Source organism: Spirosoma koreense (genome assembly GCF_054777875.1).
The window spans coordinates 1-19,330 of record NZ_BAAHAC010000003.1; the positions used below are offsets into that span (position 1 = coordinate 1).

Genomic DNA, 19,330 nt, shown 5'->3' on the forward strand with positions numbered 1-19,330 from the left:
CGGGGGACGAGTTATTACCGGCTTCGTCAGGTAGACCAGGACGGACGGAGTGAGACCTTCCGGTCGGCCTCGGTGGTGATCGATGCTCGGTACGGGGTGTATCCCAATCCGGTGAGTTCTGCAGGTTTTACGTTGGAACAAGATGAGCCGAATGCCTCGGTGTTACATCTCTACAATGCCAGTGGCGTAGAAATGAGTATAAATAAATCGGCGCTTTCAGAAGCCAGTACTCAGGTGAAGCCTTTGACCAAACTAGCGAGTGGTGTTTATATTCTGACCGTCGAGGAAAGAGGTACTGTACGCAAACATCGTCTGGTAGTCCAATAAATCTCACTTTTTGGTACTTATGAATATTTGGCCTAATTTTGAAAAGTCTAACAACCTGAAACTGACAACCATGGGTATTAAAAGCAATCAAAATGTCTCTGAAAAGAAGACTTATCAAAGCCCCAAATTGAAAACGCTGGGCAGTGTAAAGCAACTGACGCTGAAAATCGGTTCAGTAAGTGATGGGGTATCGTTACACGTAGGATAATCGGTATCAAGTTCTTATAATGTAAAGTCTGATTCGTCAATGTACTGGTCGAATCAGACTTTTTGTTTTTATTCGTGTTAATTTTGGCGGGTTACCATCCACAGGATTCAGCCGCCTTTTTGAAATAACGTTTTCACTCGATGACACTTACACCTGAAACCCGTATCCAGCTGCTACCGACTCAATCCTCCTCCGTTCTGGGAAATGAAACTATTCTACTCAACTATGAACTGGGGAACTATTACGAGTTGAACGAGGTGGGTAGTTTCATTTGGGCGCTTCTGAACGAGAAGAAAGTGATGTCCGTTCAGGAAATTCAGGAAAAACTGCTTGACGAATTCGATGTAGATCCCGCTGTTTGCCAGGAAGAACTGGCGCTGTTTCTACAAAATCTACTGCAGGAAAAACTCATCGAGACAACCGCTTAGGAAAGCAAAAATAAACAGTTCGACAACCGTTTTCCGGCAGTAAACTTATAGCTCTGATCGGCTTTGCATAGCGGTTGGTTTTGCCAATATAATAGATTGTCGGGCGGCCCACGTGAAGAATGGATTTGTTCAGGTACTACTACACCGCATACGGACTAAAAATTAGTTCAGAAATTCCGCTTGCCTACCTAAAAGAGTTAGCTCCTACGCCAACCGACGTAACGATTCGACGGCAATCATTTGACGCAAATCCGTCCTGGCAACCGACGAAACTTCACCGGGCCGGGTTGTCGGCTCAAGTAGCCAGGGATGGAGCTGATCGACTTTGGCTGGACTGGTCACCGCTCGCCCGCTTCCTGGCCGTTGGGGGCAAAGATCTGTTCGTCGATACTGCCTCTGCAGACGAAGACCTGCTGTCGTTATTTACCATGAGCGAAGCTATGGGCTTACTGTTGTTTCAACGAGGCTATTTTCTATTGCATGGCAGTGCTATCCAACTGAATAACAAAGGTATTGTGTTTATAGGCGAACCGGGGGCCGGTAAATCGACAACCCTGGCCGCATTTGCGAATCGGGGCGTCAGCATCATGAGCGATGACCTAGTTTGTATCCGGGTGGATGAACAAGGGAAAGGAACCTTGATTCCAGCGTTCGCGCAGATTAAAATTTGGAAAAAAAGTGTTGATGGGCTTCAGATCGCCAAAGAAGGCCTGGAACGGGTCCGCGAAGGGGCAAACAAATTCTCCTGGTATGGCTCTGTTGCATTCGAAGAAAATGCGGTTCCGTTAGAGCAGATTTTTGTGTTGGCACCTAATGAATCATCGGAAACGCTGGTACGCGAGGTGCCCAAAAGCCAGCGGCCAATTGAATTACTGGGCTATTTTCCGTTGCCCGATTTCCTCTTACAGGGTTTGGCACTGAAAGATCACTTCGAAAAAAGCGTGGCACTTGCCAATTCGACTCCGCTGCATAAACTGAGCCGACCCGCTACTTTTGCAAAATTGTATGAGTTTGTCGACCATCTGAAAACAACGTTCTGATGAAAGCTGACCGTTCTCCCGAAATCGTGTTGCTGTTGATGGCCTGTACGGTTGAACTTACAACTGATCGGCAAGTGCAGTTAACCCAGTTTCTAGAGCAACGCCCGATCGACTGGGATCGACTTTATGCCCTGGCTAATCGGCATCGGGTCAGTCCGTTTCTGTACCGGACGCTTCAGCGCATGCCGAACCTGCCCCAGCCATTTCTGAATACTCTGCAGAACGATTGTCGACTGATAGCGACCGATAACCTGCTCAAACTTCATCATTACCGGGAGTTGAGCCAGCTTTTAACCAGTAAAGGTATCGATCATATTTCGCTGAAAGGAATTTATCTGGCGTCGACGGCTTATCCCGATAGTGGACTGCGCTCAGTGGGCGATCTGGATATTCTGGTTAAGGAGAAAGATGCCCTGCCAACGATACATCTGCTGCAGTCGGTCGGGTATCAGATGAACCAACGCCACGCGAGTTACCAGCACGAGGATGAACGAAGTATGTTGACCGACTTATCTGAGATTAGTCTGTTCAAACCTTTCTTCAATACCAGCCATTTCGATATCGACCTACACTGGGGCGTTGTTTGCTTCAATAAAGATTATAAGGTATTCGAGCTCGGTGAAATAGCTCGCCAGCCCGAGTTAGCCATCGAATGGCAGGTTATTTTACTGACGACGCATCATGGCGTAACCAATATCTGGCAGCATATCTACTATATAAACGATCTGTATTTCCTGATCCGAAACAAGTCGATCGATTGGGCATGGCTAATGCCGGAGTTAAGCCGTTATGGACTCGAAACGACTTTTTTGGCAGGAATGCATTGGTGCCAGGAAATCTGGCAGTTGCCTATCCCCCCCGCCATTCAGGACCTGATCAGTGCGAAAGTGCTTCGCTTGGTCGATGCCTACGAAAAAAACTGGGAAGCTTTACTCCCGGTGGCTTCCAGTCAGTTGATTATCGATCAGGTTTCGTTTTTTGCTAAAGCGCAGACCCAGCCGCGTAAACGGCTAAAAATGGGAGTTACCTTTTTCAGTAGCCGTGTGTTGCGAGCCAGTACGTTCAAAGTCGGACGTCGGCTGGTGTATATTCCGAAAGAGCTCGGGTTTATAACCGTATTTGTCCGCGCGCTTCGGTCGCTTTCCCGCTTCCTGCCATCGCACCGATAGCCACCAACCGATTCAGTGCCGTTTTTCAAACGAATCCAGCCAAAGCGCCAGATAAATCGTACGGCTTAACAGCCAGTTAAAGCGCGTTTTTCGGCGGGCCGGATAGTGGGGGCTATACACAAAGTCGATCAGCTTCATAAAGACACGCCGGTCGACCACCTCCCAGATCGGATGACTGGTCGAAGCTAGTTGTTCACGGGTAACTTCGTAAAGCTGCTTCACGGATACGGTACCGTATTCGACAAAATTGGCTTTTGTCACCCGCGACAGAATGGTGTCAGGAAGCACATGACGGAGACCCTGCCGAATCAGGCCACGACCGCGACCCTGATCAAAACGGACCGACATGGGGGTAGCCAGCCCCAGTTCGATCACATCCTTGTCGAAAAAAGGAAACGAATACGTGTGTCCGTAATAAGCGCCAATGTGGTTCATCTGCTCCGTGCAGACAACGTTCGTATTGTTAAGGACTTCGTCGAATGCAACGTGGTTTTCGGTCGATAGAGCATTGACGAGCGTTTCGGTCGAGTGAAGAAGCCGCGGGGGCACCTGGCGTTTGAAATCTTCGTTTAAAGCGGTATCGATCGCCCGAAGCTGCCCGAATTTGGCCGAAATTCGTTTGTAGACATAGGCTATAATGGCTGATTCCGAAAGGCCGAAGCGTTGTTGTTGCTGGCGGGCCAAGGCGAAAAAATCGCGGAGAGATCGGTTTTTAAACTGCTTTTTTAAACTACTCCCTACTACCGATAGAACGTATTTCTCATACCGGGCTTTTTGAGTCAATGTCGGCCAGTCTTCGCTGATATACTGAAGGTTACGCTCACGTGGGGCCAGAAACTGCTCCGCAGCCAGTTTGAAATCATCCCACTGGTCGGCCTTGGCCAGATCGCTCAAGTAATCGAACCCCGGCGTGACCACACTGTCGCCATCGTGTCCGGTCAGTAAAATATCGCAGCCAAGCTGTTGCGCCTGGAGCGAAACGCTCAGGTGAAAGCTGGAAGGAATAATGAACTGCTCGGGCTGGTCGAATTGATGGTGGATTTTCAGAATTGAATCCAGCACGTCGGGTACTGGAAGGACCCGGTGATGGTCTGTATGCCACTGCTCGACCACCGCTTTGACATAAGCTTGCTCTTCGGCATAAGGTTGTTCGGTATCGATGTTGAAGGTATGAAGCGACGGCCGGTGCTGCTGCATCAGCAGCGATTGAGCGACGCAGCTCACCGAGGACGAGTCCAGTCCACCGCTCAGTTGTGAGCCGACGCTTTTCTTTCCTTTGATCCGGTTATCGATGGCCTTAGTAAAACAGTCGTTGAACAGAGCTGAATAGTCCCCGATGCCTTTCAGACCATCGAACTTACTGAAATTTACCTGCCAGTAAGCGTGTTCAGTCAGACCTTGCGGGCCAATCCGGAGGTAATGACCCGGCAATACACTGTTAATGCCTTCGTGAAAGGTTTCGTTGGAATAAGCCAGGTAAGTCGTCGGCCAGGTGAGGTATTCCCGAAACTTGTGGCGATTAGGCTTGGCCGCCACCTCGTGCAGGGCTGTCAGGGCTTTAATTTCGGAGGCAAAGGCAAAAAAACGATTGGGCTGATAGATGTAGTAGAGCGGCTTTACGCCCATAACGTCGCGGGCGCAGTAGAGCGTTTGCTGGTGGGCATCCCATAGGGCTACCGCAAAATCGGCATTGGGCTCATTGAATGCGGCTGGCCCCGCCTGGGCATAATACTGACTAAACGGGTAGTCGCTGAACCGACTGACGAACATGTCGGCATCGACTGCGGCAACCAGCGGAGCAGTTGGATTGACTTCGATCGTTCCCCCAAAAGCCAGCAAGAGACCCTTCTCGACAGAATAGCTGAGGGGATTGCCGCGGTGCTTCAATAAGTCGATTATTTTATTCGTATCCGTCGGGTCAATTGCCTGCCCATCGAATCGAATCATTCCAGCGATTCCGCCCATGTTTGTGTTAAAGATGAAAATGCCTGCCTTATGAATCTAAAAGGTATCCTTACTGTGACAAGCGGCCAGTTAATTCGTCACTTACAAAGTAACAGAAAGCGCGGGCAATTCCTGTTATCTTTGTAAGTTCGTTGCCAACGAAAGATCGGTAGCTTGTACGTATCATTGACATGTCAGAAAATGGTGAAAAAATACAGTCTGTACCCCGCGATATTTTTCCTGCTTTTCCTGGGCCTGGGAGTAGGTTGTCAGAACAACCCTGATCCGGCGCTCGACGGGTCGGAATATTTTCCGCTGGAAATCGGCGATTACTGGATTTATCAGGTAACCCAGGAAAAATACGCCCCATCCAACTCAGTCACAAAGAGCGTGTATCAACTGCAGCAGAAAATCAGTAGTTCGTACACCCAGAACGGTCAACTGTTTTATTTACTCGAAGAGTCGATTAAAAGATCAGAACAGACCGGCTGGCAGTTGAACGCTATTCGGACGGTCTATAAAAACCTGAAGGAAGTGGTTGGCCAGGAACATAATGTGCCGATTGTGAAAATGGTTTTTCCGGTTTCAACCACGACATCCTGGAATATTAACACCTACAATGCCAATGCCGATACGACCCTTCGCTATCAGGATACCGGAAAAGCGTTCACCCTGGGTAAGCTGAACTTCGATCGTACGATTTCAGTGCTGGGGGCCGACGATTCTACCCTGGTCGACCAGGAACGCTACCGCCGGGTATATGCGCACAACGTCGGACTGGTATACAGCGAAAATATTTCCCTGGCGTACTGCCAATCGACTCCATCCTGCATCGGTCAGGCTATCATCGAGTCGGGTACCAAGCAGAAATGGGAACTTCTCTCCAGTAATCGCCTGCCGTAGGGCCGTTCTGAATTCGGTTCGTCGTCGGGGGGAGCGGTTAAGTTGCTGCCCCCGACGACGAGCCGGGGCCGAAAATTTACGGCAACCAGATGACTTTGCCTTTATACGTTTCGTTGCGTCCATCCTTCCAGTTAAGCCGAAGCGAATAAACGTACAGACCCGGAGCCGCTCCTTGCCACAGGAATGAATTCTTGCCCGGATTAATCGGGAAAGAACTCTCGTACACCAGTGCCCCCGATAGGCTGTAGATGGTGAAGTGCGAATCGGTTGGCAACTGCTGGGTGTTTAGCATCAGATCGAAATTCGCGTAGGTGGTCGCCGGATTTGGGTTCGCCTGAAACGTAATCGATTCTTCCTGACCCGTTACGGTCAAATTGAGAACATAGGGCGGCTGAGTCTGGTTACCGGCGGCATCTTTCCCGAAGATAATAAGCTGATACGTACTCCCGGCCTTCAGGTTGAGGTTCGTTGTCACCAGCAGTTGGTTGTCCGAAACGGCGGTTACCGATAGGGCACTCGACGAAATCTTTTGCTGGGGACAGGTGTCGCAGGTTTTTAAATAGACATTGATGGCCGACGTATCTTTGGCCGACAGCGGGTTTTGATCCAGCAGGTAGATAGCTACGCTTGGGGTCGTGTTGACCACGGCCTGATTCTCCCGGATGACGCCGTTCACAAAGACGTTCATCGCCGGTGCCACCACATCCGGCAGGGCATTGATCGGGTAACTGCTGCCCTGGATCTGCGACCAGTCGATAGTCAATACCGCCGAATTGTTGGTTTTATCCAGCTCCGTAATTTGGTTCGCCGGATCGATCATAACCTCTAACTTCTGCAGGTTGGCATCTTTGGCGATCGTATACACCAGCGTATCCCGGTAGCGGAAGGCGGTAAAGCCCAGGTTGTTTGTCGTTACTTTAGTCGTGTTGGTCTGTTTCAGCGATACGGCAACGGATTGACCCGCCACGAATTTGCCCAGGTTGGCCATTGGAATAACGATGCGCAGCGAATCGCTGGTTTTCAGGGAGTTTCCGCCAATGTTCGACTGAATGTAAAATCCTTTCTGATCAACCGAAAAATCAGGGTAAGGGAGCGGGTAAATGCTGACAGCCGGGTCGCCCTGTAAGACCATCTGCAGCAGTACGCCCACCTGGAAAAGATCGATATTTTCTTTCTCCAGCTTCTGATTCAATTGCTGCTGTAACAGTCCGAACGGCATGCCGAGCGTCGATGGATTGGTGAACAGGCTGGAGTAGAGCCGGTCCAGGTACCAGGTGGTCGACTGCTCATAGCTGTAATACGAGTGGGCCAATACCATACTCGCTCCTTTTTGGGGAGCCAGCAGCCAGTCGGTCGAGAGCGTGTTATATTTCGAGAAAATTTCGCCAACACCGCATCCGTTGAACACCATAAGCGGATAGTGCGTGTTTCGGAATCCGTTTTCTACCGGCGATGCATACCCGAAATTCATATCGGTAATGTTTGGGCCGGCGTGACCGAAAAACGTAATCAGGCTGACGCCGTCGTTGACGACCGGAGCAATGTTTATTTTCTCGACTTCCTGCGCGAACTGGCTTTTACTGAACGAAGTGACCTGTCCACCGAGCTGACCGTTGGTGAAGATAGCCCCGAAGCTATCCATGCCAGCCCGAAGCCCCTGCGCTTCGTCGGGGGTTTTGCCTCCGCTGATGTGCAGGATATTTTTACGCCACAGCCCGTTTGCCGATGAAGACTCAAATTGCTTGATCTTTTCGAGATACGCTAAAATCTGATCGCCGGTAGTTACGTTCAACCGTCCGGTCGGAATGGCGGGCGTATTAGCCGGATAGGTTCCTAAACCCGCCGTCAGCAGAATGTCTGAGCCAGGATAGCCAATGGTTGGCACCCAATCGTCCGATGTTATTTTGACCGTGTACGGATAACTATTGGCACGACCAACCAGAAACAAGTATTTGATGGCCGAATTGACCCGCATGTAATTGGCAAACCGCCGGAGCGCCAGCGGGCTCTTTTCGCCGTAATTGAACTGGTCGTAGAGCGAATCGGCTTCTACGATGAAAGGCGTATAGTGACCACCCTGATCGGAAGCCCGATAGGCTGCGTACGTGCTGGCTGCCTGACGCAGCGTAGCCTGGGTGATGATTACATAATCGGCGGTTTTAGGGAAGTTGGTCGAAAATCGAACTGCCTTGATAGACAGGGGCTTACTAATCTTGTTCGTAACGTAGATCGTTCGGTTCTGACTGGCTTCGCTAACAACGAGCTGCGTTTGGCTATCGGTGGTCTGGAAAGGTAAAAAGCGAGCGTTGGCTTTGTCGGTGATGTCGTAGGCAACGGAGCCTGTCGGAACACTTTTGATGTTCATCAGGGCCAGTTGCTTTGCATTCGGGAGTATGTGAAAAGTTTTGGTGGTCAGCCCCGTCATGTCCAGCGCCTGTGGATACGACAGTTTGGCGAAGGTAATCGAATAATTGTTGGTCAGGGGGCCTTTAAGTGACTTAAACCGCAAGGTAAGCTGCTCGTTGGGCAGGTCGTTTGCCGTTAAAGTTGTCTGGAATGTCTGGCTGGTAAAGCCGGTAAACGAGAAGGTCGTGAGGGGAGTGGTGGCCGAATTCAACGTCATTTGCACCTGACGGGAAGAGTTATCGCGACCGTTCAGCAAACCACTGAGGGTGATTGGCCAGTCTGCGGTTACCCGACCCGCCAATTTGAAGGTAACCATCCCGGTCGAATCGGTCGTCAGCAGCGTACCTGACCAGCCTTCGCCCGGTTCGAAATAGCTCTGCTGAACAAACGGCTCGATGCCGATCAGGCTGTTGAACGTATACTGGCTAGTAAATGCCTGGACAGTTTCTTCAACGTGAAATTTCTCGGCTGCAAGTCCCTGTGCCGAGGTCGTCAGCTCGGGGACGCGTTTACCGGGCGATGCCGCACTGGTCAGAAAATAAGCCGTTACGTCCGTATAAAGTGTCTGGTAGGGATGAAGCCGTTTTTGGGGGCGGTAGAGTAACGAATCCTGGGCGCCATCGTTGCCTTCGCCGTAAAATTCAACGTAATCCTGAGCATCGAAAACGCCATCTTTTTCGCCCACCACCCGAATGGCCATTTCCTGACCTCTGAAAAACAGTTGCCAGGTGGTCGGGTTGGTTTGTAAAAAAGCGGGGTCGACTGCCTGGATATCCTGATAGCTTACCCGATAGACGCCGGTTTGATTGACTGAAAATTTGAGATATTTCTGACTCGGACGTATCCAGTCGTTACCGAACTGACTTTGGGCGCTTACTGCCAGCGAACTCACTAAACACCAAAACAACAGTAATCCATTCTTCATACGGGGAACTCAATTTTAGGTACGCTTTGACTGTGCTCTCTATGCCTTAATTATAGTAAAGGACAGTCGTTAACCGAATCAGTAACAGGGTACTGACACTTTTCTTCAAAGATAAGAAGATTGCCCCAATTAATGAGCGTGTGACTGCCTGACCATATATACGCAGAATCGTCCCCGTTCGTTGTGGGCGCGTAAGGCAGTGGGGCAGAATGGGCAGCTGAGAACAGCCAGGCGAAACCCTAGGACGTGACCTGTTCGGTTGCCGGAATCAGGGGGACGATGACGTCGAAGACCTCGGATGATTCGCGAATATCGAGCGGTGGCTGATTCAGGAGTCGGTACTTCATGTTGATGTTCTGAAGACCTTTCTGGGTCGACGTGAGTCGATTGACGCCTTTGCGTTGCAGGTTGTTCCGGACGATCAATCCATGGGGAGGCTTCATGAAAATTTGAATCGTCAGCGGAGCGTTGGGCGAAACCACATTGTGTTTCACCGCATTTTCGAGCAGCAATTGCAGGGTCAAGGGCGGGAGTAAATAGTCCTGACTTGCGCTATCGATGGCCACGTTCAGCAAAATGCCCTGACCATAGCGGGTTTTCAGCAGATGATAATACGAGTTAAGAAACTTCAGTTCTGCGGCTAGGGTAGTGAGCTCACGGTCATTCGTCTGTAGCAGATATCGATATACGCTCGACAGCTCATCGACGAAGCGCTCGGCTTTAGACGGTTCGTCGGCAATCAGTACCGACAGTGAATTCAGGCTGTTGAAGAGAAAATGCGGGCTTAGCTGGGCCTGAAGCGCACGCATGTGCATTTCGTCGACTTCCTGCTGCAGGGACTGAACAATCTGCTCGGCAACGGTATGATCCCGCTGACGCTGCGCCCGTTCGCGGGTCAGCGCCTGCTTCAGTACGGCTTTTCGGAGCACTTCACGCCGGTGACGGTATGCCAGCCCTGTTGAAAAAAAGATCAGTTCCAGGACGATGCCAACCTGTAGATAGGTAAGGGGAGCCCGCCAGAAGACGTCCGGGCCATTGGCTGGTAAACCCAGTGTCAGACCCATGGCCGCCAGCGCACCCAGCACCAGTAGGGCGGAGCCGGTAATGAAAAACCGGCTAATCGGATCTTTCCGCTGGTAGATGGTGACGACGATGTAGCCGGACAACACCGCGAGGCTCAGGCGGACTAACGTGTGCACAAGCTCGTGAACCGGCTGCTGCCAGAAGTCGGATAAAAAGCAAAAGACCACTTCCAGCGCCAGATAAGCGACCAGCCCCCACTGCACCTTCCGAAATAAGCCCAGTAACCCAGGTCGGTAGTCTCGCAGATGAAGAAAGGCAATCGTGAAATCGTAATAGACGAAGTAAGCCGCCATGGGCCCAATGATGCGGATAAAATGACCCACATTATCGGGAAACGCACTAACTGTTCGGAGTGGAAAATAGCCCAGCCAGACTAGCAGGTAGATGGTATAAAGGCCGTAAATCCGCTCCCGGTACAGGCACCATTGTACAATGTTGTACAGGAACAGTGCGATCATCATACCCAGAAAAAGAATCAGCCAGGATTCGTACCCCATAAGTCTTTACTTCCCGTAGATTAAAAAGACAGGATAAAGTTAAGAAAGCTGCGTCAGAAAGTTGTGAACTATTTCACTAGCGGTAATAACGCGAGCCTGTCGGCTTCATTGCCCGGATTTATGGAGTAAGCCTGAAGGTAGGCAGGCTTGTAAAAAAACAAGGACTCTCATAGCTGAGAGTCCTTGCGCCTATAAACAATGCGAGTCGATTACTTGATCGAATCTTTCTTCGTTGTGTCGGTCGACATCGTTGAAGACGAGTCACTCGACATGGTCGAAGACGAATCGGTAGACATGGTCGAAGACGAATCCGTTACGGCTGTTGTCGACTCGGTGGTTTCGGTTTTCGTGCTTGAGCAGGCGGTTGCCAGTGCCAGGATGGAAAGAAAGAAGAATGCAGATTTTGCCATGTTTGTAGTTGAATTTGATCCGTTAGTAAGTGATAAACCCCTCTTTAATCCGTTTAAATAAGAAAAGTAACCCATGTTCCTGCATAAATTTCGTGCCAGACTGCGTATTTATTCGCCAAAGCCAGCGGACTAGGCAATTACCCAGCCCCATAATTGGCTCGCTTATAAACCCATCATTGGGTCTTGTCTTTGAACAGAAATTTTGCAAGGTTACTGATACGTAAGTAGATAGCTTGAATAATTGTTTTCAGAAGTGACCATTGGGAGAGTACAGTAGCCCTTCGTCGGTAGTTTATAAGCTGAGTTTAGTATAAGCAAAGTAGCTACGCAGATAGTAAGCTACTTTAATCGGCTGTCAAACGGATGCGGTTCAATACTGATTAATTTGAGTGTTGTGTGTTCAGGATGAAGTGGATTCAGGAGGTAATTCTTTTCTAAAGGGGATTGCGCAGATGGCACACACATAATCCAGTATTGCTGGGCAAGAATCCAGCGCTCCGCTATGTCGGCAAGATCTTCTGAGTAGGGGATCGCATCCCATCCTGTTGGTAATTCATCAGAAGTTACCGATAATATGCTGGCGTTGTCAGGAACCTCGACTATCACCAGCGATTGATTCTTAGGGATGATGCGGGAGTTGGCTAAAACTTCTAACTTGGCTAATGAAACGTGCTCCGAAAGATAAAGTAGTTGGGTGCCCTCCCGGTGCCAGCGCCCAGGTCCATATAAACAGCCTGTGCCATTTAAATCAGTTGCAAACTGAGTTTTGGTGATTCGGTACAGCTTCATGAAGGTAAAATGATGACTTCACTACGCAAAATGGATGGTAAATTTTATTGCTTAGAAAGCGCTTTTTACGAAAATAACCCATGGAGCAGGGCATTCAGTACATGTAGTATCTGTTGGCGGCCAACCATCGTATTTAAGAGATCAATCGGTTTTTTTTCCTGTAATGCCGGAATAGGCGAATTCAGCCAGTACTCCAGATCAGCTTTGTCTTCGAACACCTCCATGCCTCTCTGATACACTTCAGCCAGTGAGATCGCTTTTTCCGTCTCATCCTGTGACAATTTTGATTTAGTTCGAATTCGGCGTTGGTACGTGCTTTCAGAAATGCTTAAAATAAGACTCATTTCTTTATTCGTAAACCCAAAGTTGTTTTGCAAAAAGGCGACCGACTCCATTGGTAAACCTTCTTTGACAAGTTCAATAAGGTCAAGTTCATGCCTGATAGGTCGGTTTATAAAGCGCTCCCCGCCTAGGCCAGCAATGAGTTGTCGGACGGATATCTGCATTGTCTTTTGACAGTTTTTTTTCTGTTATTTGATAACGACCAGACAAAGATAAGAATTCATTTCAACGCTGTTCTGCTGGGTCCTACCTTTGCCGGCAAAAGTCGTCAGTCGATAACCACACTGGCAACTATCGGCTCCCGGCTAATCACTAACGACTGTTTTCATGGAATACCGCATCGAAAAAGATACGATGGGCCAGGTGCAAGTACCGGCCAACGTCTATTGGGGCGCCCAAACCCAGCGCTCGATCGAGAACTTCAAAATTGCGCAGGACATTAATAAAATGCCCCGCGAAATTATCCGGGCTTTTGCCTACCTCAAAAAAGCCGCTGCCCTGACCAACCTCGACGCGGGCGTATTGACGAAAGAAAAATGTGACCTGATCGGTCAGGCCTGCGACGAAATTCTGGCCGGAAAACTCGATGATCAGTTCCCGCTGGTAGTCTGGCAAACGGGTTCGGGTACGCAGTCGAACATGAACGTCAACGAAGTGATTGCCTACCGCGCGCACGTGCTGCACGGCGGTCAGCTGACCGACGAGAAAAAATACCTGCACCCCAACGACGACGTCAATAAGTCGCAGTCGTCGAACGACACCTTCCCGACGGCCATGCACATCGCGGCCTACAAAATTCTGCTGGACGTAACGATTCCGGGCATCACGAAACTGCGGAATACCCTGGCCGAAAAGTCGAAGCAGTTCATGCATATCGTCAAAATCGGTCGGACGCACTTCATGGATGCCACTCCGCTGACGGTCGGGCAGGAGTTTTCAGGCTATGTGTCTCAACTGGACCATGGGCTGCGGGCCATCAACAATTCTCTGGCGCACCTGAGCGAACTAGCGCTGGGCGGTACGGCGGTTGGAACGGGTATCAATACGCCCCCGAATTACTCGGAGAATGTAGCCAAACACATTGCCAGCGTGACAGGCCTGCCATTCATAACGGCCGAAAATAAATTCGAAGCCCTGGCTGCCCACGACGCCATTGTGGAAGCTCACGGCGCCCTGAAAACCGTAGCGGCCAGCCTGATGAAAATCGGAAACGATATCCGGATGCTGTCGAGCGGCCCACGGGCGGGTATCGGCGAACTACACATTCCGGATAACGAGCCCGGTTCGTCCATCATGCCCGGTAAAGTAAACCCCACCCAGTGCGAGGCCATGACGATGGTAGCCGCGCAGGTTATGGGCAACGACGTAGCGATCAACTTCGGCGGAGCCATGGGTCACTTTGAGCTGAACGTATTCAAGCCAGTTATGATCTACAATTTCCTGCATTCGGCCCGGCTAATTGGCGACGTCTGCGTATCGTTCAACGACAAATGTGCGGAAGGAATCGAACCGATTGAAGCGAACATTCGGAAGCACGTCGAATCGTCGCTGATGCTGGTAACGGCCCTGAACACCAAAATTGGCTATTACAAAGCCGCTGAAATTGCGCAGACAGCCCATAAAAACGGTTCGACCCTGAAAGAAACTGCCCTCAAGCTCGGCTACCTAACTGAAGAGGAATTTAACGAATGGGTGAAGCCCGAAGATATGGTTGGCGAGATCAAATAGATCGCTTCAGCGTGTCAGTCATGCAAGTCCAGCAGAGGTCAGCCGTTCAGACGGCTGACCTCTGCTGCTTTAGGACGGGGCCAGCTAATTCCCGGAGAAAGCCCATGGCCGATTAAAAAAGCGTTAAAATTTCTACTGCTGAATCGGGGAAAGTAATGCGGTAAGAGTCGCTAAAGGTATGTTCTGGTAGACAAATGACAATTGTATTATTTTAATGCGGTGATATTCTTGTACTAATTCCAGGTCATTAATCTTTTACCTATTCCGGGATGGTACAGCCACTGAAAATTTTCTGTTTAAACGAAATTTGTTCAAACAAATATTGGTTATACATTTGTCACGCTATCAGAAATCATGGAAAACGAGTTCCGAAATGAGTACCACCGGTTGATTGTTAATCTGCACAAAACAGATGGGTATGTGTTTAATTACTTTCAACAGAAACTGACCCCATTCGATCTCTCTGTGCAGCAATACAAGACGCTTCGGCTGCTTTCGGATGTTTATCCAAATAGCCTGACAGCGGGTGAGTTGAAGGAGAAAATGACCGACATGAATTCGGATATGACCCGGCTCATCGATCGGTTGGTGGCCAAAAACCTGGTCGTGCGGGAAGTCGATACGCACAACCGCCGACGGGTCAATCTGCGCCTGACCGGAGAAGCTGCCCGGTTTATTCAAACAGTGGCGACCGAGTTCAAAAATTTTGAATCGATCGTCAGCCACCTGACTGACGAAGAAGCACGTACAATGAACACACTACTGGAAAAAATTAGAAATCGCTGATTATGAAAAAGTACGTAATGGGTGCTGGATTTTTGCTGGCTGGCCTGAGTCTGGCGGCTGCGCAACCTGCACCGACCGTAATGCCACTGGACAAGGCTGTTCAACTGGCTTTACAAAATAACAAAGGAGTCAAGCTGGCCGATGCGCGTACGCAGGCGGCTGAAGCCCGTTTGCAGGAAGCCAAAGATCGGAGTTTACCGACGGCAAATGCGTCGCTGGCTTATTCGCGTTATAGCCTGACCGGTCCGTTTGCGTTCGGACAAGGAGATGATGGCAAAGCGCTGTTTGGCATTCCGGCAGGGGCATTCAATGCAACCATGGGGGGCGCTACGATCAGTAAGGAAGTGTTTGGCGGCTTTGCCGAAAAATCCGCTGAAAAGTCGGCCGATCTGCTAGCCAAAGCCAGCCACCTGGATGCGCAGCGTAACCGGTCCGAACTGGTGTATACGGTTACAGACGCTTACTACAACATCGTCAAGCTGGCGCGCTCCATTGGCGTGATCGAACAGAATATCCGGGAGTTTGACGAAAAAGAGCGCGATGCGCAAAACCTGCAGAAAGAAGGGGTCGTTACGGCCAACGAGGTACTGAAGATTCAGTTGCAGAAAAATAACCTGAACCTGAGTCGGCTACAGGTCGAGAAAGCCCGTCAGACCGCTCTGTATAATTTCAACCTGCTGGTGGGCCTTCCCGAAAATCAGCAGATTGCGATCGACACCGTGCTGACAAATCCGTCTGTTGTGAGCGAACCGCTGAACGTGATTCTGGACCGGGCAGTACAGACGCGCCCCGAAGTAGAAGCCAACGCACTGCGGGTACAGTCGGCCGAACAGATGCTGCGCAACACCAAAAGCACCATGTATCCGCACCTGGGGGTGTCGGCGGGCTACAACTACATCAACCCGACGGCTCGCCTGATTCCCGAAGGGAGCTCATTCATCAGTGCCTGGAACGTCGGCGCAGGTATCAGCTACAACATTGGTTCGCTGTATAATATGAAGGGCCGACTCCACAGCGCACAGAACGCCATCGATCAGGCCGGTTTGCAGAGTCAGCAACAAAACGACCAGATTCGGTCGGAGGTCGTTACCGCATACAACAACTACCAACTGGCGCTCGAACAGCAGAACGTGATTCGCACGGCTGTGGAACAGGCTCGGGAAAACTACCGTCTGACTGAATCCCGGTTCCGCAATGGGCTGGTCGGTTCAACCGATCTGCTGGAAGCCGACAGCTTTTTATTGCAGGCTCAACTCAACGTTATCAACGCAACTGTAGATGCGCAACTGGCTTACCAGCGCCTGTTGAAAGCTACGGGTACTAATCTTAAGTAAATGAATAATGGATAATGAATACTGATTACCCGTCATCGTACATCATACATTATCCATTAATTATACATTCTTTTTAATAATAACCATGGATAAGAAAACTTTATTCCGCGTAGGGGGCGTCATCGTCCTGGCTATCGCTCTGTTTTTCGGGTATAGTGAATTCAAATACCTGCAACGCCACGAAACCACAGACGACGCACAGATCGACGGCGACGTGAACCCGGTTATTCCCAAAGCCAGCGGATACGTAAAAGAAATTCGTTTCAAAGATAACCAGTACGTGAAGGCAGGCGACACGCTGATCGTGCTTGACGATGCCGATTACCGGCTACGGGTGGCTCAGGCCGAAGCGGCTCTGCAGAGTGCAACAGCTTCTGACCGGGTGTCTCGTTCGCAGGTAAACGTGGCACTGGCAACGGTGCAGAGTTCGCAGGCGAGTGTACAAACGGCCCGCAACCAGGTTGCTACCGCACAGGCCAATGTGGCGGCTGCTCAGGCGCGGGCCCGGAAAGCAACCCAGGATTTTGAGCGGTATACCCGCCTGTTGGCAGAAAAAACCATACCGCAACAACAATTCGACGCAGCTCAGGCCGAACGGGATGCCGCTCAGGCTCAACTACTGGCCGCTCAGGCGCAGTTGCAAACGGCTCAATCGCAAGTGAATGCAGCGGGTACGCAAACTGGAGTGACCAGTTCGCAAAGCCGGGCTACCAAAGGCCAGATTTCAGTTGCCCAGGCGGCTATCAAACAACGCCAGGCTGACCTGGACGTGGCCAATCTGCAACTGTCGTATACGATTGTACGGGCTCCGGTATCGGGAGTGGTTTCGAAACGGTCGGTGCAGATCGGTCAGCTGGTACAGGCCGGTCAGGCGGTGTGCTCGATCGTTGGCAATCAGAATCTGTGGGTAACGGCTAACTTCAAAGAAACGCAGCTGAAGCAAATGCAGCCCGGCCAGGAAGTGGAAATCGACGTCGATGCCTTCGAGGGCGAAAAGCTGACGGGCAAAGTGGGTTCATTCGCGGGAGCCACGGGCGCTAAATTCTCGCTGCTGCCTCCCGACAACGCCACGGGTAACTATGTGAAAGTCGTACAGCGCGTTCCTGTCCGGATCGAGATCGATAAGAACAGTCCGCTCTTCGCCAAGATTCGCCCGGGTATGAGCGTAAACGTAGCTGTGGATTTGCAAGGCAAATAGTTTAAATGAATAATGGACAATGGATAATGAATAACGATGGAAACAAACCATTAGAGATTCAGCTGTTCACACAGCTAACCTTATCCATTGTTCATTATTCATTATCCATTTCTTTCTACGATTATGAAATTAGGATTTGATAAATGGATCGTCGTCATCACCGTGACGACGGCCGCGCTGCTACAAACCATCGACTCGTCCATCGTGAACGTTACCCTCAACCAGATGATGGGCAACCTGGGGGCCTCGCTGGGTGATATTAGCTGGGTCGTTACGGGCTACGCAGCCGCCAGCGCCGTTATGATTACCATGTCGGGCTGGCTGACGGCCAAGCTGGGCCGCCGGAATTACTTTGCCGCATCGATTGTCCTGTTTACGATTTCATCCATCTTCTGCGGTACATCGACCAACGTCTGGGAACTGGTGTTCTTTCGGGTAGTACAGGGTATCGGTGGGGGAGGGTTGCTCACGACGGCACAATCCATTCTGATTCAGACGTTTCCGAAAGAACAGCTTGGTATTGCCAACGCTATTTTCGGAATGGGCGTCATCATCGGGCCGTCTATTGGGCCTACGCTTGGAGGCTACATTACCGACAACCTGTCGTGGAACTGGGTATTCTATATAAACATCCCGTTTGGAATTGCGGCTACTGTACTGACCTACCTGTTCATTAAGGAACCCGCCGAAAAAGTACAGGCGGGAAACATGGACTGGCTGGCGCTGATCCTGCTCATAATGGGGATCGGTGGCCTACAGATCGTGCTGGAAAAAGGGCAGGAAGAAGACTGGTTCACCTCCGAATTTATTATTATCATGTCGGTTGCTGCGGGTATTGGTCTAATTGGGTTCATCTGGCGGCAACTGGCCGTAAAACTACCGATTCTCGATTTGGGCCTGCTCCGTCAGCGTCGGTTTGCGGTCGGCACGTTGTTCAACTTCATTCTCGGCTTCGGGCTGTTTGCATCGGTCTTTATCATTCCGGTGTTCTGTCAGACCATCCTGGGCTTTACCGCCAGTCAGACCGGACTGCTGCTGATGCCCGGTTCGATTGTCACCGGGATGATGATGCCGATCGTGGGTGGTTTGCTCAGTAAAAACTACATTTCGCCCGTCTGGTATGCAGCCATCGGATTCATCTTATTTTTTGGCTTCTGCTTCGATTTGTCGGCTATCAGCCTCGATGCCGGTCCGGATTATTTCTTCTGGCCGCTGATCGTGCGGGGTATCGGCATGGGGATGATCTTCATTCCGCTGACGACCATCACCCTGGCCGATCTGAAAAACGTTGAAATTCCGCAGGGATCGGCTCTGACGGGGATGATCCGTCAATTGGGCGGTACGTTCGGCACCGCTATCATGACCACCTACATCTCGACCCGTACCGTACTGCATTCCTCGCGGCTGGCCGACAATATTTCGATATACAATCCGCTGTCTGCCGAGCGTATCCGGCAATACACTAATCTGTTCCTGTCTAAGGGCGACGCGCTGATCACGGCAACGGGAAAAGCCTATGGGGTCATGCAGGGAGCCGTGATCAAACAGGCGTTGGTGATGACCTACGCTGATTCGTTCTTAATCATCGGCGGTTTCTTCCTGATCTGCGTGCCGCTGCTGCTGCTCTTTATCGGTAAGAAAATCGAAGCGCCCGCTCATACCGAAATGGTTATGGAGTAAGACGCCGGGATTATTGAAGAAAATAAGTAATGTTCTGTTTGTTGTTTGTTTCAGCGTCGGATAACCACATAGCTGGTTATCCGACGTTTTTTTGTGAATTGAGTTCTACGGAAATAATGGATTTAAATCCACT

Annotated in this window: 16 protein-coding genes; 11 read left to right on the forward strand and 5 right to left on the reverse strand. The window is 50.4% G+C overall.

Annotated features, from left to right (window positions below):
• The 4 genes from ACYVC2_RS03460 to ACYVC2_RS03475 all read left to right on the forward strand — a co-directional run.
• A partial coding sequence (locus ACYVC2_RS03460; RefSeq protein WP_461100892.1) for a T9SS type A sorting domain-containing protein occupies positions 1–327 on the forward strand: 327 nt, incomplete at its 5' end.
• Between the two features lie 348 nt (positions 328–675).
• A complete protein-coding gene (locus tag ACYVC2_RS03465; RefSeq protein ID WP_461100893.1) occupies positions 676–963 on the forward strand; it encodes a PqqD family protein in 288 nt (95 codons plus the stop codon).
• 119 nt (positions 964–1,082) lie between these two features.
• Positions 1,083–2,003 (forward strand): serine kinase, encoded by a 921-nt coding sequence (locus ACYVC2_RS03470; protein ID WP_461100894.1) that lies wholly within the window; start codon positions 1,083–1,085, stop codon positions 2,001–2,003.
• The gene (locus ACYVC2_RS03475; protein WP_461100895.1) at positions 2,003–3,172 is read left to right on the forward strand and encodes a nucleotidyltransferase domain-containing protein; all 1,170 of its coding nucleotides are present in this window, start codon (positions 2,003–2,005) and stop codon (positions 3,170–3,172) included. Before ACYVC2_RS03470 ends, ACYVC2_RS03475 begins: the two co-directional genes overlap by 1 nt.
• 12 nt (positions 3,173–3,184) lie before the next feature.
• On the opposite strand, the gene ACYVC2_RS03480 is transcribed toward ACYVC2_RS03475, so the two are convergent.
• Positions 3,185–5,119, reverse strand: a complete 1,935-nt coding sequence (locus tag ACYVC2_RS03480; protein WP_461100896.1) for an asparagine synthase-related protein — start codon at positions 5,117–5,119, stop codon at positions 3,185–3,187.
• A gap of 198 nt (positions 5,120–5,317) precedes the next feature.
• Between ACYVC2_RS03480 and ACYVC2_RS03485 the strand changes: the two genes are divergently transcribed.
• Positions 5,318–6,019: a hypothetical protein gene (locus tag ACYVC2_RS03485; RefSeq protein WP_461100897.1), complete on the forward strand. Its 702-nt coding sequence runs from the start codon at positions 5,318–5,320 to the stop codon at positions 6,017–6,019.
• Positions 6,020–6,095: 76 nt separating this feature from the next.
• Here ACYVC2_RS03485 and porU2 read toward each other — a convergent pair whose 3' ends face one another.
• Entirely contained in the window at positions 6,096–9,350 is a 3,255-nt protein-coding gene (porU2, locus tag ACYVC2_RS03490; protein ID WP_461100898.1) for a putative type IX secretion system sortase PorU2, read from the reverse strand.
• 239 nt (positions 9,351–9,589) lie between these two features.
• Positions 9,590–10,930, reverse strand: coding sequence for a sensor histidine kinase (locus ACYVC2_RS03495; RefSeq protein WP_461100899.1), 1,341 nt, complete (start codon positions 10,928–10,930; stop codon positions 9,590–9,592).
• A gap of 198 nt (positions 10,931–11,128) precedes the next feature.
• Here ACYVC2_RS03495 and ACYVC2_RS03500 point away from each other — a divergent pair, with 198 nt between their 5' ends.
• Positions 11,129–11,401 carry a hypothetical protein gene (locus ACYVC2_RS03500; protein ID WP_461100900.1) on the forward strand — a complete coding sequence of 91 codons (273 nt, stop codon included), beginning with the start codon at positions 11,129–11,131 and terminating at the stop codon, positions 11,399–11,401.
• Positions 11,402–11,679: 278 nt separating this feature from the next.
• Here the strand turns inward: ACYVC2_RS03500 and ACYVC2_RS03505 are convergent, their stop codons facing one another.
• Together ACYVC2_RS03505 and parS are read right to left on the reverse strand one after the other, a co-directional pair.
• Entirely contained in the window at positions 11,680–12,129 is a 450-nt protein-coding gene (locus ACYVC2_RS03505; protein WP_461100901.1) for an RES family NAD+ phosphorylase, read from the reverse strand.
• A gap of 65 nt (positions 12,130–12,194) precedes the next feature.
• Complete coding sequence (parS, locus tag ACYVC2_RS03510) at positions 12,195–12,635, reverse strand: type II RES/Xre toxin-antitoxin system antitoxin (protein WP_461100902.1); 441 nt, start codon at positions 12,633–12,635, stop codon at positions 12,195–12,197.
• Positions 12,636–12,798: 163 nt separating this feature from the next.
• Between parS and fumC the strand changes: the two genes are divergently transcribed.
• The 5 genes from fumC to ACYVC2_RS03535 all read left to right on the forward strand — a co-directional run bounded on the left by fumC (position 12,799) and on the right by ACYVC2_RS03535 (position 19,197).
• On the forward strand, positions 12,799–14,199 hold the full coding sequence (gene fumC, locus ACYVC2_RS03515; RefSeq protein ID WP_461100903.1) for a class II fumarate hydratase: 1,401 nt from the start codon (positions 12,799–12,801) through the stop codon (positions 14,197–14,199).
• A 354-nt stretch (positions 14,200–14,553) separates the two neighbouring features.
• Positions 14,554–14,985, forward strand: coding sequence for a MarR family winged helix-turn-helix transcriptional regulator (locus tag ACYVC2_RS03520; protein WP_461100904.1), 432 nt, complete (start codon positions 14,554–14,556; stop codon positions 14,983–14,985).
• 2 nt (positions 14,986–14,987) lie between these two features.
• On the forward strand, positions 14,988–16,319 hold the full coding sequence (locus ACYVC2_RS03525; RefSeq protein WP_461100905.1) for a TolC family protein: 1,332 nt from the start codon (positions 14,988–14,990) through the stop codon (positions 16,317–16,319).
• Positions 16,320–16,404: 85 nt separating this feature from the next.
• Positions 16,405–17,517: an HlyD family secretion protein gene (locus tag ACYVC2_RS03530; RefSeq protein WP_461100906.1), complete on the forward strand. Its 1,113-nt coding sequence runs from the start codon at positions 16,405–16,407 to the stop codon at positions 17,515–17,517.
• Positions 17,518–17,640: 123 nt separating this feature from the next.
• Positions 17,641–19,197, forward strand: coding sequence for a DHA2 family efflux MFS transporter permease subunit (locus ACYVC2_RS03535; RefSeq protein ID WP_461100907.1), 1,557 nt, complete (start codon positions 17,641–17,643; stop codon positions 19,195–19,197).
• The last annotated feature ends 133 nt before the right edge of the window (positions 19,198–19,330 follow it).

Excerpts from the sequence above, each read along its gene's own strand:
- ACYVC2_RS03465 (WP_461100893.1), top strand. The coding sequence starts at position 676 with ATGACACTTACACCTGAAACCCGTATCCAGCTGCTACCGACTCAATCC.
- ACYVC2_RS03470 (WP_461100894.1), top strand. The coding sequence starts at position 1,083 with ATGGATTTGTTCAGGTACTACTACACCGCATACGGACTAAAAATTAGT.
- ACYVC2_RS03475 (WP_461100895.1), top strand. The coding sequence starts at position 2,003 with ATGAAAGCTGACCGTTCTCCCGAAATCGTGTTGCTGTTGATGGCCTGT.
- ACYVC2_RS03480 (WP_461100896.1), bottom strand. The coding sequence starts at position 5,119 with ATGATTCGATTCGATGGGCAGGCAATTGACCCGACGGATACGAATAAA.
- ACYVC2_RS03485 (WP_461100897.1), top strand. The coding sequence starts at position 5,318 with ATGGTGAAAAAATACAGTCTGTACCCCGCGATATTTTTCCTGCTTTTC.
- porU2 (WP_461100898.1), bottom strand. The coding sequence starts at position 9,350 with ATGAAGAATGGATTACTGTTGTTTTGGTGTTTAGTGAGTTCGCTGGCA.
- ACYVC2_RS03495 (WP_461100899.1), bottom strand. The coding sequence starts at position 10,930 with ATGGGGTACGAATCCTGGCTGATTCTTTTTCTGGGTATGATGATCGCA.
- ACYVC2_RS03500 (WP_461100900.1), top strand. The coding sequence starts at position 11,129 with ATGCGAGTCGATTACTTGATCGAATCTTTCTTCGTTGTGTCGGTCGAC.
- ACYVC2_RS03505 (WP_461100901.1), bottom strand. The coding sequence starts at position 12,129 with ATGAAGCTGTACCGAATCACCAAAACTCAGTTTGCAACTGATTTAAAT.
- parS (WP_461100902.1), bottom strand. The coding sequence starts at position 12,635 with ATGCAGATATCCGTCCGACAACTCATTGCTGGCCTAGGCGGGGAGCGC.
- fumC (WP_461100903.1), top strand. The coding sequence starts at position 12,799 with ATGGAATACCGCATCGAAAAAGATACGATGGGCCAGGTGCAAGTACCG.
- ACYVC2_RS03520 (WP_461100904.1), top strand. The coding sequence starts at position 14,554 with ATGGAAAACGAGTTCCGAAATGAGTACCACCGGTTGATTGTTAATCTG.
- ACYVC2_RS03525 (WP_461100905.1), top strand. The coding sequence starts at position 14,988 with ATGAAAAAGTACGTAATGGGTGCTGGATTTTTGCTGGCTGGCCTGAGT.
- ACYVC2_RS03530 (WP_461100906.1), top strand. The coding sequence starts at position 16,405 with ATGGATAAGAAAACTTTATTCCGCGTAGGGGGCGTCATCGTCCTGGCT.
- ACYVC2_RS03535 (WP_461100907.1), top strand. The coding sequence starts at position 17,641 with ATGAAATTAGGATTTGATAAATGGATCGTCGTCATCACCGTGACGACG.